Raw genomic sequence first — 14,920 nt, 5'->3', positions numbered from 1 at the left:
GCGGCCAGGTCCGCTCCCACAACGGCCGCCGGGGCCGTGACCTAGCGCGATCCGGCCTTGAGGACCGGGAAGCTTTCCGACAGGTCGACCTTCGCTTCGCCCGCGAAATCCGCGGCGGAGCGGCCGAGCTTCACGGTGTACGTGCCCGGCGCGACGCGCCAGCGCTTGCCCTTGTCGTCGTAGCGGGCGAGGGCCATGGGTTCCAGCGCGATGTCGACCCGACGGCTCGCGCCCGGCTTCAGGCTCACCTTGTGCCAGCCGGCAAGGCGGCGCATGCCGCCGTCCGGCGCGGCGACGTAGACCTGCGGCACGTCCGCGCCGGCGGTCTTGCCCGTGTTCTTCACGGTGACGTGCGCGACGACCCGGCCGGCCGCGTCCTTGTCCACGGCGAAATCGCTGTACGCGAACGACGTGTAGGTCAGGCCGTAGCCGAAGGCGAAGAGCGGCTCGCGCCCGGTCTTCTCGAACCAGCGGTAGCCGACGTCGGCACCCTCGATGGTGTAGTCGATGTTGTCCGCCGGCTTTTCCTTCGAGTACAGGCCAGCGGCCTGGATCGTGGGGCGCGGCAACTGCGACTCGTCCTTCGGCCAGCTCACCGGGAGGCGCCCCGACGGCGCGGTTTCGCCATAGAGCAGCCGCGCGATGCCTTCGCCGCCTCCCGATCCGGGATACCACGCCTGCAGCACCGCACCGACGCCCTGAAGCCAGGGCATCTTCACCGCGCCATTGGTTTCCAGCACGACGACGACCTTCGGGTTCGCCTTCGCGACGGCGGCCACCAGCGCGTCCTGCCCATCCGGCAGCGACATGTCCGGCGCATCGTACGACTCGGCGGCCCACTTCGTGACGAAGACGACGGCGACATCGGCGGCCGCGGCGGCTTTCGCGGCCGCCGCGGGATCGGTGCCCGGATCGAAGGTCACCTTGCCACCCAGCTTCTGCATGAAGGCGAGCGGCGCGGACGCGTGATAGCGGACCGGGCCCGGCCAGCCGGTCGGTTCGAGTCCGGGCACCGGATCGCCGCCCTCGTCGGTGACCGTGGACGAGCCTCCGCCGGCAAGCACCCCCTTGTCCGCGTGGCCACCGATCACGACGACCGACTGACCCTTGCGCGCCAGCGGCAGCAGCGAGCCTTCGTTGCGCAGGAGGACCGCGCCGGCTTCCAGCGCGTCCCGGGCGACGATGCGGTCGGCCGCGTACGGAACTGGCGTGACCGACTTCATGGGAATGGGATCGTCGATGACGCCGTGGGCGATGAGGCTGCGCAGGATGCGGCGGGCCATGTCGTCGAGGCGCGCCTTCGGCACCTCGCCCGACGCCACGGCGGCGCGCAACGGCTTGTCGAAGTACACCTCCTTGTCGAACACCTCGCCGGCGGATTCCTGGTCGAGTCCGGCCAGCGCGGCCTTGGCACCGCTGTGCACGCCGCCCCAGTCGGACATCACGAAGCCCTTGAAGCCCCACTCCTTCTTGAGCACGTCGGTGAGCAGCCAGGCATCCTCGCCGGCGTAGACGCCATTGACGCGGTTATAGGCCGACATGACCGAGCCCGGATCGCCGTGCGCGATGGCGATCTGGAAGGCGAGCAGGTCCGACTCGCGCAGCGCGACGGGATCGATGTCCGCGCTGTGCGTGTTGCGGCCGGTTTCCAGGTCGTTGATGGCGAAGTGCTTCACCGTCGCGACGATCCGTTGCTCCTGGATGCCCTTCACCGCCGCGCCGACGATGGTGCCCGCGAGGATCGGATCCTCGCCCGCATATTCGAAGTTGCGGCCATTGCGCGGATCGCGCACCAGGTTCACGCCGCCCGACAGGAGCACGCCGTAGCCCTTGCCACGGGCCTCGCCGCCGATCATGCGGCCGCCCGCGTGGGCGACGGCGGGATCGAAGCTCGCGGCGGTCGCGAGGCCGGCCGGCAGCGAGATCGCGCCCTTGCCGTCGATGCCCGGCTTGTTCACGCCGAGTCCCGCGTCCGTTTCATTGATCGCGGCCAGGCCGATACGGGGCAGGGCGGCTACGTAGCCGGCGCCACCGACGGCGCCTTCGGGGACGCCGTGCTTGTCGCTGGCCAGACCGAAATCGGAACGGATCAGGCGGAATTTCTCATCGTCGGTCATGGCGGAGACGAGCAGTTCCGCGCGGCGGTCGGGGCTCAGCGAGCGATCCATCCACGGTTTGTCCGCCGGCGCGGCGGCATGGGCGGAACCGGCGAGGCCTGCAGCGAGGGCGACGGCGAGGGTGGTGCGGCGGGTGAACTCGGACATGGGGCACGGTCGATCGGCGAGGAAGGGCCAACCATCGCCAAGTAACGGCTTTATCGCAACCCGCGAGACGCCGTCGCGGTACGCTCGACGCTTGCCATCGAGGCCCCTGGACCCCACTTAAGTGATTCAATGAATTCACAAAAGTCGATGACCCTCAGCGCCTTTCATCCCGCCGTCGCCGCGTGGTTCGGCGAAGCGTTTCCCGAGCCCACGCCCGCGCAGGTCGCCGCGTGGCCGGCGATCCGTTCCGGCCGGCATACGCTCGTCGCCGCGCCCACCGGCTCGGGCAAGACGCTCACCGCGTTCCTCTCCGCGATCGACACCCTCGTGCGCGAAGGCGTCGAGCAAGGCGGCCTGCGCGATCGCACCACGATCCTCTACGTCTCGCCGCTGAAGGCGCTGTCGAACGACATCCGCATCAACCTCGAGGCGCCGCTGGCCGGCATCCGCGAGGCGCTCCGTGCGCGCGGCCTGCCCGACCTCGAGATCCGCACCGCCGTGCGCACGGGCGACACCCCGTCGTCCGACCGCGAGAAGATGAAGCGCCGTCCGCCGCACATCCTCGTCACCACGCCGGAGTCGCTCTATGTGCTGCTCGGTTCGGATTCGGGGCGCGCCATGTTGCGCGACGTGCGCGAGGTGATCGTCGACGAAATCCACGCCGTGGCGGCGAGCAAGCGCGGCAGCCACCTCGCCGTGTCCCTCGAACGCCTGGAGTCGCTCGCGCAGCGCCGCATCACGCGCATCGGTCTTTCCGCGACGCAGAAACCGATCGAGAAGGTCGCGGCGTTCCTCACCGGCGGCGAGCGCGAGGACTGCGCCATCGTCGACATCGGTCACACGCGCAAGCGCGATCTCGCGCTGGAAGTGCCGCCGGTGCCGCTCGAGGCCGTGATGTCGAACGACATGTGGGAGCTGGTCTACAACCGGCTCGGCAACCTCATCGAGCAACACCGCACCACCCTGGTATTCGTCAACACGCGGCGCATGGCCGAACGCGTGTCGCGGCACCTGTCCGAGCGCCTGGGCAAGGAGGCCGTCACCGCGCACCACGGCAGCCTGTCGCGTGAGCAGCGCCTCGACGCCGAGCAGCGGCTCAAGCGGGGCGAGCTGCGCGCGCTCGTGGCCACGGCGTCGCTGGAACTGGGCATCGACATCGGCGATGTCGACCTCGTCTGCCAGATCGCCTCGCCGCGATCGATCGCGGCGTTCCTGCAGCGCGCCGGCCGCGCGGGTCACGCCGTGGGCGGAACGCCGAAGGCGCGCCTGTTCCCGACCTCGCGCGACGACCTGGTGGAATGCGCCGCGCTGCTCGACTGCGTGCGCCGCGGCGAACTCGACGCGCTGATCATGCCGGACGAGCCGCTCGACGTGCTCGCGCAGCAGATCGTGGCGGAGGTCGCCTGCCAGGAGTGGGACGAAGACGCGCTGTACGACCTGATCCGCCGCGCCTACCCCTTCCGCGCGCTGACGCGCGAGCGCTTCGACGAAACCGTGCGGATGCTGTCGGAAGGCTTCACCACGCGCATCGGGCCACGCGGTTCGTACATTCACCGCGACGCGGTGAACGGCCGCCTGCGCGAGCGTCGCGGCGCACGGCTCACCGCCGTCACGTCGGGCGGCACCATTCCCGACACCGGCGATTACAACGTGCTGCTCGAACCCCAGTCGACGATCGTCGGCACGGTGAACGAGGATTTCGCGGTGGAGAGCCTCGCCGGCGACGTCTTCCAGCTCGGCAATCGCTCCTACCGGATCATGCGGGTAGAGGCGGGCAGGCTGCGCGTGGAAGACGCGCAGGGCGCGCCACCGAACATTCCCTTCTGGCTGGGCGAGGCACCCGGACGCACCGACGAGCTATCGCTCGGCGTGTCGCGCCTGCGCGGCGAGATCGCAGCGGCGTTCGACGCGGACGGCCGCGACGGCGCCTTCCGCTGGCTCACCGGCGAGCTGGCCCTGCCGAAGGCGGCCGCCGAACAGATCGTCGACTACCTGTTCCGCGCACGCGCGGCGCTCGGCGCGTTGCCGACCCGCGACATGCTCGTGATGGAGCGCTTCTTCGACGAGTCCGGCGGCACGCAGCTGATCATCCACACGCCGTTCGGCAGCCGCATCAACCGCGCATGGGGCCTGGCCTTGCGCAAGCGCTTCTGCCGCAAGTTCAATTTCGAACTGCAGGCGGCCGCGACCGAAGACGCCATCGTGCTGTCGCTTTCCACCAGCCACAGCTTTCCGCTGGAAGAGGTCGCGCGCTATCTGCATTCGAATTCGGCGGAGCATGTGCTGATCCAGGCATTGCTCGACGCACCGCTATTCGGCGTGCGCTGGCGCTGGAACGCGACGACCGCCCTCGCGCTGCCGCGCTTCACGGGTGGCCGCAAGGTCGCGCCGCAGCTGCAGCGCATGAAGAGCGAGGATCTGCTCGCGACCGTATTCCCCGATCAGGTCGCGTGCGCGGAGAACCTCGTGGGCGAACGCGAGGTGCCGGACCATCCGCTGGTGAAGCAGACGCTGGACGACTGCCTGCACGAGGCGATGGACAGCGCAGGCCTGCTCGAGGTCCTGCGTGGGCTCGAGTCCGGTCGCATCGCGATGGTCGCGCGCGACCTCGCCACGCCGTCGCCGCTCGCGGCCGAAGTGCTGAGCGCCGCGCCGTATGCGTTTCTCGACGACGCGCCACTGGAAGAGCGGCGCACGCAGGCGGTGCAGTCGCGCCGCTGGAACGAGGCCGAGACGGCCGACGACCTCGGCCGCCTCGATGCCGAGGCCATCGACGCGGTGCGTCTCGAGGCGTGGCCGGAGGCGCGTAGCGCCGACGAGATGCACGAGGCCCTCGTACAGCTGGGCGCGATCACCCAGGACGAAGTACGCGAGAACGCCGGATGGGCGAAGCTGCTCGCGGCGCTGGCGAAGGATGCGCGGGCCACGTTGCTGACGCACGGCGACCATGCGCTCTGGGTCGCCGCGGAACGCTTGCCCGCGTGGCAGGCGATGGTTTCCGTCGCCGCGATGTCGCCGGCGATCGCGGCACCGGCCAGCTACGCGGCGCAGGCCTGGACGCCGGAATCGGCGCTCATCGACATCGTGCGCGGCCGCCTCGGCGGCCTCGGTCCGGTGCCGGCGAACGCGCTCGTCGCGTCGCTGGGCATGCCATTGCCCGATGTCGAGCTCGCCCTCGGTTCGCTCGAATCCGAGGGCTATGTCATGCGCGGGCCGTTCTCGTCCGGCGTCACCGACGTCGAATGGTGCGAACGTCACCTGCTCGCGCGCATCCACCGCTACACGATCGGGCGCCTGCGTCGCGAGATCGAGCCGGTGGCGCCGCGCGACTTCTATCGCTTCCTGCTCGACTGGCAACATGTCACCCGTGCCACGCAGGTCACCGGCCCGGACGCGCTCGCCGGCACGATCGGGCAGCTCGAAGGCTTCGAAGCCGCGGCGGGCGCATGGGAAACCGAGCTGCTGCCGTCGCGCGTTTCCGATTACGGCATCGGCTGGCTCGACGATCTGTGTCGGGCGGGCCGTGTCGTCTGGAGCCGCCTGCGCCTGGGCACGGGCAGCGGCGGACCGGTGCGCTCGACGCCGATCGTGTTGCTGCCACGTCGCCAGCTGCCGGTGTGGTCGGCCGCCGCGCCGGCCGCGACCGACGACGTGGCGCTGTCCTCGCGAGCGCAGGCCGTGGCCGATGCGCTGCGCGACGAAGGCGCGCTGTTCTTCGACGAGCTCGCATCGACCACCCGCCTGCTTCGCACGGAGCTCGAGGATGCGCTGGGCGAGCTCGTCGCGGCAGGACGTGTCACCGCCGACAGCTTCGCGGGCCTGCGCGCCTTGCTGCTGCCGGCGTCGAAGCGCAACGGAAGCCGCCATCGGCGCACGCGCCGGCACATGCTCAGCGGCATCGAGGACGCGGGGCGCTGGTCGCTCGCACGTCGCGCGAGCGAGCAACGCAACGATGCCGATGGGCTGGAACACATCGCGCGGACGCTGCTGCGCCGCTACGGCGTGGTCAGCTGGCGGATCCTGGAGCGGGAGGCGGCATGGCTTCCCGCGTGGCGCGACCTGCGCCGCGTCTACCATCGGCTGGAAGCGCGCGGCGAGATCCGTGGCGGCCGGTTCGTCGATGGCCTCGTCGGCGAGCAGTTCGCGTTGCCCGAGGCGCTCGCGGCGCTACGGCAGATCCGCCACCGGCCGCACGACGGCGAGATCGTCTGCATCGCGGGCACCGACCCGCTCAACCTGATCGGATCGATCCTCGCCGGTTCGGCGAAGGTGCCCGCCGTGATCGGCAACCGGCTGGCGATCCGCGATGGCGTGCCCCTCGCCGCGATGGTGGCGGGCAAGTTCGTCGCGCTCACGCCGCTGGAAGGCGACGACGAGCGCGAGGCACGGGGCGCTCTGCAGCGCAAAGCCGACCTGCGTTCAACGGCGGCGTTGTAGGAGCGCGCCCTGCACGAACCCGTCAGCGCAGCTGCACGTCGCCCAGCACCCACAGCTTCGGCCCCGGTTTGCCCGTGATCACGAAGCACAGGTCGTGCGTGCCTTCGCGCTTGGGCAGGATGCCGTCCAGCGTGGCGCGGCCGTCCTTCGCCTTGGCCAGCGGAATCGTCGTCAGCTTCGGACCGTCGCACGTGTCCTGGCGCACTTCGAGCTCGCCCGCGGCCGAGCGCGCCTTGCGCGAGACGATGCCGGCGGCGTCCTTCCACAGCGCGTAGTTGTACGGAAGGCGGTCGACCGTGACGGACACGCCGTAACGCCCATCCAGCTTCACGTTCTTCCACTTCCAGCACGTGTCCATGATGTCGACCTTGTAGACCGGCCGCTTGCCATCGACGGCGTTCGGCGACTCGAGGCGCAGCACGAGCTTGTCGCCGCACATGTCGAGTTCGTCGCTCGTCCGGCGCAGCAGCGACTTCGCATCGATCTCGCGATCGCGCGGCCCCGCGAGCCCGAAACCGCCGGCGAACGCGTTCGCGCGCACGGTGGTCGGCAGATCGACATCGAACGGCGCCGTGTACTCGGCGGACTGCGCGGTGGGCGCGGAGCCGTCGATCGTATAACGGAGCGTGCCGTAACCGGTCTGGTTCGACAGCGTGACCTTCGCCTTGCCATCGGGCGCGCCATCGGCGGCGATCGCCACGGCGAACGCGCCGTCGGAAGGCACGATGCCTGCCGAGCGATAGCGGGACATCTGCGCCGGCAGGCGCGCGACGAAGCCGTTCCAGTCGGCCTTCGGCGACCACGTGCGCTCGGCGAGCGCGGCGATGCGCGGGAAGATCGCATGCTGGGTGCGATACCAGTTCGGCAGGTATTCGGTGAACACCGTGACCTGCGCGCCGAGCACGTGGTTCGCCTTGTTCGCGGCGATCTCCGTCGGCACCGGGTCGAAATCGTAGAGGGTCTTCAGCGTCTGCTCCGACGGACGGCCCGGCGGCTCGTCGGGCAGCGTCGACTGCAGGCGGTCGAGGTAGAGCGTCGGCGACGGCGCCATGACGACATCGTGGCCGGCGTTCGCGGCCTTGATCGCGCCGGCGGTGCCGCGCCACGACATCACGGTGGCGCTGGCGGGCACGTCGCCGTCGAGGATTTCATCCCAGCCGATCAGGCGCCGGCCGTGCTTGTCGAGGTACGTGCCGATGCGCGCGATGAACCAGCCCTGCATCTTCTCCTCGTCGTCGATGCCCAGCGATTTCATCTTCGCCTGCACCGTCTTCGAGCGCTCCCATTCATCCTTCGCCGCTTCGTCGCCACCGACGTGGATGTACGTCGACGGGAAGATCGCCATCACCTCGTCGAGCACGTCCTGCAGGAACGTGAACGTGCCATCGTCGACGTTGTACAGCGCGGTGTTGACGCCCCAGTCCGTCGAGACGCCGAGCTTCTTCGCGCCGGCGCCGACCTTCGGATACGACGCCACCGCCGCCTGCGCGTGACCGGGCATCTCGATCTCCGGCACCACGGTGATGTGACGCTCGGCGGCGTACGCGACGATCTGCTTCGCCTCGTCCTGCGTGTAGAAGCCGCAATACGGCTTGTCGACGTCGCCGGTGAGCGCGACGTCCGGACCCACGGTCTTGCGGCACGCGCCGGTTTCCGTGAGCTTCGGGTATTTCTCAATCTGCAGGCGCCAGCCCTGGTCGTCGGTCAGGTGCCAGTGGAACGTGTTGAGCTTGTGCATCGCCATCTGGTCGAGCAGGTGCTCGATGTCGCTCACGGACTGGAAATGACGGCTCGAATCGAGCATCAGCCCGCGCCATTCGAATCGCGGCGCGTCGACGATGTGCACGCCCGGCACGCCGTTCTGCGCGGCGGGATCGGTCAGCAGCTGCCAGTACGTGACGGCGCCATAGAAGAGACCGGTTTCGTCGTTCGCGGCGATGCGCACGCCGTTGCCGTCGACGTCCAGCGTGTACGCCTCGCGGCCCTTCACCGTCGACACGGTCGCGAGCGAGATACCGCCTTTGCCCTTGCCTTCGACGATCGCGGGTGTGATGCCGCGCGCCTGGCGGATCCATCCCTGCAGCTGCGTCGCGACGTGCTTCGCCTGCGTGTCGCCCGCCGCGACGCCGATCGTGGTCATCGCATCGAGGCGGAAATGACCGGGAACGCGCTGCACCTGCGCCGGCATGGGAATCAGCGAGAGTGGCGCGGTGTCGACCGGTGCGGCCTCCTGTTTCGGTTGGCTGGCGCATGCGGCAAGGCCGGCGGCCATCGCGAGGAGGAGGATTCGGCGCATCGGGGGATCCTTGTCGTCGTAGTCGTTCGATTGTGGCTGGGAAATCGTGCGGCCGCTACTCGTAGGAGCGCGCCTTGCGCGCGACATCTCCTCGCGGGAGCATCCGGACCTGAGCGCCCGGCCTCAAAGGATGTCGCGCGCAGGGCGCGCTCCTACGAAGGCGGCGCTGTCACGAGGAACTCGGAGAGGCAAAAAAACGGGCCCGATGAAGAGGCGTCGGGCCCGAGGGGAATGAAGCATCGAGGTATCGCGTTCGCGGCCGTCCGTGGCCGCGTTCCGTCGCGTGTGTCAGAGGTCGAAATGCACCGAGGCCATGTAGCGGCGGCCCGTGGTGTACTTCGCCGCCGGCATCGAGGTGACGCCGAGGTACTGCTTGTACTTCTCGTTGGTGAGGTTCATGCCCGCGAGCGTGAACGACACCTGCTGGTTGAGCTTCCAGCCGAGCGTGGCGCCGAGGTCGCCGTAGTCGGCCGTGGTGGCCGGCGGCGCGCCGGCGATGTAGCCGCCCGCGAGGTACTTGCTGCGCCAGTTGTACGTGATGCGGGCGCTGAACGGGCCCATTTCGTAGTACGGGCTCACCGAGTACGAGTTCTTCGAGTTGTACGGCAGCGCGCCACCCGAATCCAGCGTGCCCTTGGCGTAGGTGTAGTTCGCCGTGACGCCGAAGCCCGTATCCCAGAACGCCTGCTGGTAGCTGACGCTGCCGCCGCGCACCTTGCCGGACCCGGTGTTGCGCGGACGGCTGATCGAGTACGTGCAGAACCCGTCCGGCGTGCAGAGGCCCTGCGCCACCTGGCGTGCGAACGTCGTCGGATCGTTCTGCAGGCCGGAGTTGAACTGGGTTTCGTTGGCGGAGTCGACGACGGTGTAGTTGTCGATCTGCTTGTAGAACCCGGTGATGGCGAGGTACGACTGCGGGGCGAAATACCACTCCGCGGCGAGCGAGTAGTTCTTCGACTTGTAGTTCTTCAGGTCGGGGTTGCCACCCGAGCCGGTGAGCACCGAGTCGTTGAGGAACAGGTTGTTCACCTGCATGTTGTACGGCGGACGGGCGATGACCTTGGCGGCCGCCGCGCGCAGCACGACGTCGTCGGTGAGGTCGTACGCCACGTTGAGGCTCGGCAGCCAGTTCTTCGTCGTGCGCGACGACGTCTGCCACGAACCCGCGGGAGCCGGCAGGACCGGGGCGCCGCTGTAGTTGAAGCCGGTGCCGTCGGTCTTGGTGTCGACATAGCGGACGCCCACGTTACCGTGGAAGCCGCCGCCGGCGAAGTTGGCCTGGATATACGCCGCGTTCGTCTTCTCGATCAGCTTGTACGTGCCGTTGAGGTACGTGCCTGGATCTTCCCTGCCCTGGTTCGTGTTGCGCACCCACGCGTACTGCGCGTCGCGATCCGGGATGATGTGGCTGGACGATCCGTTCAGCGCGCCACCGAACGCGTCGAGCGTGTCGGTGTAGCCGCTGGTGCCGAGCTCGGCGAGGTTCGTCGGGGCGTTGCCGCCGTAGACGTGCGCCTGCATGCCTTCTTCGTGACGGTTCCAGCGGTAGCCAACGGCGATTTCGTTGAAGAACGAGTCGAAGTACTTCGAGAAGTCGAGCTGACCGTACGTATCGCGCGAGCTGGCCGAGTAGTCGCCATAGTTGCCGGGCCAGCCGCCGAGGCCGTCGACGTCGCCCATGTGCCAGTTCGCCGGATCGCGCGCGGCCGCCGGGTTGTCGAAGTTGAAGCCGCGGTTGATGTCCCAGGTGTAGCCGCCGGCGTACACCGGCTCCATCACCGCCTGGGAGATGTTGTCGTTGCGCGCCTTGCTGTAGCCCGCCGCGCCGCCCAGCTTCCAGCCTTCGCCGCGGTATTCCGACTTCAGGTCGAACGCCGACGTGCGGACGACCGACTTGCGGATGTTGCTGTCGAAGGTGCCCTGCGCGATGGCCGGGCAGTTCGGCGAATCGTTGCCGCAGACGTGACCGCCGGTCACGACGCCGTTCGGGCCCTGGATGAAGCTGGTGACGTTACCCGGCGTCGCGCCGGTGAACGGATACAGCGACTGGTTCCAGTTGTCGAAGTTCTCCCGGACGAACAGGTTGTTGATGTCGATGTCCCAGTTGTTCGTCGGATGGATCTGGAAGCCCAGGGTCGCGGTGTCGCGCTTGCGCTTCTGCTGGAACCATGCCGAGTTCACTTCGTCCGGCACCATCGCGTTGGGATCGAGCGTGCCGTTGGCGATGCCGGCGGCCACGGCCGGGCTCGGCGCCCACTTCGACACCGGGCTGTAGCTGAAGATCTCGAAGCCCTGGCGATCGATCTTCTCCTCGAAGTGCTGGATCGAGGCGATCATGCCGAAGATGTTGTTGGCGTCTTTCCAGCTGTACAGCGCCGACGCGTTCGGGCGCGTGCCCGCGGTGCCCTGGTCGTTGTAGTTCAGGCCGAACGAGCCACGGATCGTGTTCGCCGGCAGGTCGAGCGGCTTGAGCGTGTGGAGCAGGATCGTGCCGCCGAGGCTGCCTTCGGGAAGGCGCGCTTCCGGCGACTTGTACACCTCGAGGCGACCCACGATTTCCGGCGCGAGCATGGTGAAGTCGAAGCCGCGGTTGGGCTGCGCGCCGTACTGCCACGGCGTCTGCGAGATCGGCTGGCCGTTGAGGAACGTGAGGTTGAGGCTGGGATCCGTGCCGTCGATCGACACGCGATCGCCCTGGCCGAACTGGCGATCGATGGTGACGCCGGGGATCTGCGTCATCGCCTCGGCGACGTTGGTGTTCGGGAACTTGCCGATGTCCTCGGCGGTGACGGCTTCGACGACGGCGTCGGCGTTGCGCTTGGTGTCGAGCGACTTCTCGAGGCTGGCACGGATGCCGGTGACGGTGATGCCCTCGAGTTCGGCCGCCTTGGCGGCCTCGGCTTTCTCCTGGGCGGTCTGCGGCTTCGCCGTCGCGCCGGACGCGTCCTGCGCGGCGACGGTTCCGGTGATACAGCACAGGCCGGCGATGATGCTCGCCGTCAGCAGGTTTCTACGATGCGACATGATGTCCTCCCCTCAGAGGATGAAGGCGACGACGGGTTTCGCGGCCGCGCCGTGCCTCGTTGCTATCGAAGGGTCTTTCGACCCGGTTTTTCGAACGACGCCCTACGTTCCTTTCGCCGCTCTTCAATGAGCGGTCGAACCGTGCAGGTAGAGACCGGCGGCACCGATCACACCCAACTGTCCGTGGTCCATCAGACGTACCGGCACTTGCTGGAGAAAGGCGCGCATGACGCCCTTGTTGAAGAACCTGTTGGCGAAGCTGCTGGCGATGAGGTGGTCCCGCACCTGCGGCAGGATGCCGCCGGCGAGGTACACGCCGCCGCGGGCGCCGTAGAGCATGGCCAGGTCGCCCACGAAGCTGCCGAGCAGCCCGCAGAACACGTCGAGCGCTTCCGTCGCCGCGGCATCGCTGCCCTCGAGCGCGGCCGCGGTGACGGCGGCGGGTTCGGCCAGCGTGGCGGCCGTGCCGCCCAGCGTGGAAATGGCCCGATAGAGATTGACGAGGCCGGGGCCCGAAAGGGCGGCCTCGTACGAGACGTAATCGCGCGTCCGGGCGAGCTCGCCCAGGATCGCGACCTCGCGCGCGTTGCCGGGCGCGAGGGAAATCTGTCCGGCCTCGGTCGGCAGCACCGTGCAATGCGGCTTTCCGGGCAGCAGCACCGCGGAGCCGAGGCCCGTGCCGGGACCCATCACGAGGATCGGGCCCTCCGCCGGTGCGGCGTCGGTGGCGATGATCGGCGTGGTTTCGTGGCTCTGCAGGAACTGGCAGGCGTAGGCGACGGCTTCGAAGTCGTTGACCACGGCGAGGCCCGCCAGACCCAGCGACTCGCGGATGTCGCCGATCGACACCGGCCAGGGCAGGTTCTCGTTGACGATGGCATCGCCGAGGACATAGCCCGCGCTGGCGACCGCGCAGTGCTCGATCGCCTGCTCGCCCTCGAGGTGACCGACGAAGTCGCGAAGCACCGCGGTCAGGCTGGGCCATTCGGCGCAGGCGTAGCGTTCGTAGCGCAGGACGTCGATGGCGGTAGAGCCGGCGGCACGACGGACGAGGCCGATACGGGCATGCGTCCCGCCCACGTCCGCGGCGAGAAACGCCCCGGTCCGCGACGCACGCACGAGATCCCGCTGCTTGGCCGATTCGCCCACGCCCTGCCCCTTCTGCCCTGACCCGCTCTCGCGTCGTCACCCGAACGGTGGACGGCGCCCCTTGTCGGAGCCGAGTCTGTTTTGCCGATGACAACGTTGTCAACCGGACAAATGGCCGAGACAGGGCGGATTCCATAACGCACCGCAACAGGAAACGTTTGCGCGCGGCGGGGGCGCCGCGACCGGAAGCAGGCGTGGCCGCGCTTGGCGCGGGGTTCGGGATGACGGATCAAGGGCTTGACGCGGCGCGGCATCGAAAGTGGCGCGCCGTGCCACAGGTCATGGGCGGGCGCGCCGGGGCGATTGACAACGTTGTGCATGCAGGTCGATAAAGGGACAAATCGGGGAGCATCCGGCGGTGTCGCCGTCATCGATGCGACATTCATCCAGAGGGAAACCATCCATGTCATCCACAGTGGTTGGCGTCGACGAGACGCGTCATTCCAGCCTGATCCCGATGATCATCATCGGCGTGCTGTTCTTCATCTTCGGCTTCGTGACGTGGCTGAACGGCCCGCTGATCACCTTCGTCAAGCTCGCCTTCGACCTCGACGACGTCGGCGCCTTCCTGGTGCCCAGCGCGTTCTACCTCTCGTACTTCTTCCTCGCCCTGCCCTCGTCGTTCATCCTGAAGAAGACGGGCATGAAGAAGGGCATGGGGCTCGGACTCTTCGTCATGGCCATCGGCGCCGTGATGTTCGGCCAGTTCGTGACGATGCGCGTCTACCCCGGCGCGCTCACGGGCCTGTTCGTCATCGGCGCCGGCCTGTCGCTGCTGCAGACGGCCTCCAATCCGTACATCTCCATCCTCGGCCCGATCGACAGCGCGGCACAGCGCATCGCCTTCATGGGCATCTGCAACAAGGCCGCCGGCTTCCTCGCCCCGTTCGTGTTCGGCGCGGTGGTGATGAGCAACATCGGCACGTTCGACAAGCAGATCGCGGCGGCCACCGATCCGGTGGAGCGCGAGGCCCTGCTCAACGCGTTCGCGGCGAAGGTGCACATGCCGTACATGGTGATGGCCGGCCTGCTGGTCGTGCTGGCCGTCTGGGTCGTGCGTTCGTCGTTGCCGGAAATCCGCGCGTCGCACGACAACTCCGAGCGCGCCATCGGCCACGACAAGGGCAGCCTCTTCAGCTTCCCGCACCTGTGGCTCGGCGTGCTCTGCCTGTTCGTGTACGTGGGCGTGGAAGTGATGGCCGGCGATGCGATCGGCACCTACGGCCAGGGCTTCGGCATGACGCCGGAAGACACCAAGCACTTCACCTCCTACACGCTCTTCGCGATGCTGCTCGGCTACGTGGCCGGCCTCGTGCTTATCCCGAAGTTCGTCTCCCAGCACACCTACCTCGCGATCTCGGCGGTGCTCGGCGTGCTCTTCTCCATCGGCACCTACGTGACCACCGGCTACACCTCGGTGGCCTTCGTGGCCGCGCTCGGCTTCGCCAACGCCATGATGTGGCCGGCGATCTTCCCGCTCGCGATCAAGGGCCTGGGGCGCCTGACCGAGTTCGGCTCCGCGTTCCTCATCATGGGTATCGCGGGTGGCGCCATCGTGCCGCTGGTCTTCGCCCACCTGAAGCAGGTCTACAACTTCCAGGCCGTGTTCCTGGTGATCATGGCGGTCTGCTACCTGTACATCCTCTTCTACGGCGCCGTCGGGCACCGGATCGGGCAGCACCTGAAGAAGTGAACCGTATTCGCGCCGCAACGGCCATCCGCTAGGATGGCCGTTCCGCCATCGAGGGGT

6 protein-coding genes are annotated in these 14,920 nt (G+C 68.3%); 2 read left to right on the top strand and 4 right to left on the bottom strand.

Translation table 11 applies throughout. The features are described 5' to 3' along the window. Nucleotides 1–41: 41 nt before the first annotated feature. Nucleotides 42–2,264: a glycoside hydrolase family 3 C-terminal domain-containing protein gene (locus J2X58_RS14575; RefSeq protein WP_310049031.1), complete on the bottom strand. Its 2,223-nt coding sequence runs from the start codon at nucleotides 2,262–2,264 to the stop codon at nucleotides 42–44. A gap of 147 nt (nucleotides 2,265–2,411) precedes the next feature. Between J2X58_RS14575 and J2X58_RS14570 the strand changes: the two genes are divergently transcribed. Beyond that, complete coding sequence (locus J2X58_RS14570; RefSeq protein WP_310049030.1) at nucleotides 2,412–6,701, top strand: DEAD/DEAH box helicase; 4,290 nt, start codon at nucleotides 2,412–2,414, stop codon at nucleotides 6,699–6,701. 22 nt (nucleotides 6,702–6,723) lie between these two features. Here J2X58_RS14570 and J2X58_RS14565 read toward each other — a convergent pair whose 3' ends face one another. From J2X58_RS14565 to glk, 3 genes are all read right to left on the bottom strand, one after another. Then, nucleotides 6,724–8,997, bottom strand: a complete 2,274-nt coding sequence (locus J2X58_RS14565) for a family 20 glycosylhydrolase (protein WP_310049029.1) — start codon at nucleotides 8,995–8,997, stop codon at nucleotides 6,724–6,726. A 288-nt stretch (nucleotides 8,998–9,285) separates the two neighbouring features. Beyond that, nucleotides 9,286–12,021, bottom strand: a complete 2,736-nt coding sequence (locus J2X58_RS14560; protein WP_090059004.1) for a TonB-dependent receptor — start codon at nucleotides 12,019–12,021, stop codon at nucleotides 9,286–9,288. Between the two features lie 123 nt (nucleotides 12,022–12,144). Further along, nucleotides 12,145–13,170 carry a glucokinase gene (gene glk, locus J2X58_RS14555; RefSeq protein WP_310049028.1) on the bottom strand — a complete coding sequence of 342 codons (1,026 nt, stop codon included), beginning with the start codon at nucleotides 13,168–13,170 and terminating at the stop codon, nucleotides 12,145–12,147. A gap of 403 nt (nucleotides 13,171–13,573) precedes the next feature. Here glk and J2X58_RS14550 point away from each other — a divergent pair, with 403 nt between their 5' ends. After that, nucleotides 13,574–14,863 (top strand): sugar MFS transporter, encoded by a 1,290-nt coding sequence (locus J2X58_RS14550; RefSeq protein ID WP_090059009.1) that lies wholly within the window; start codon nucleotides 13,574–13,576, stop codon nucleotides 14,861–14,863. Nucleotides 14,864–14,920: the final 57 nt, after the last annotated feature.

The sequence above is a fragment of the Luteibacter sp. 3190 genome, assembly GCF_031456385.1.
Taxonomy (GTDB): Bacteria; Pseudomonadota; Gammaproteobacteria; order Xanthomonadales; family Rhodanobacteraceae; genus Luteibacter.
This window is presented reverse-complemented; position numbering and strand designations above follow the sequence as displayed.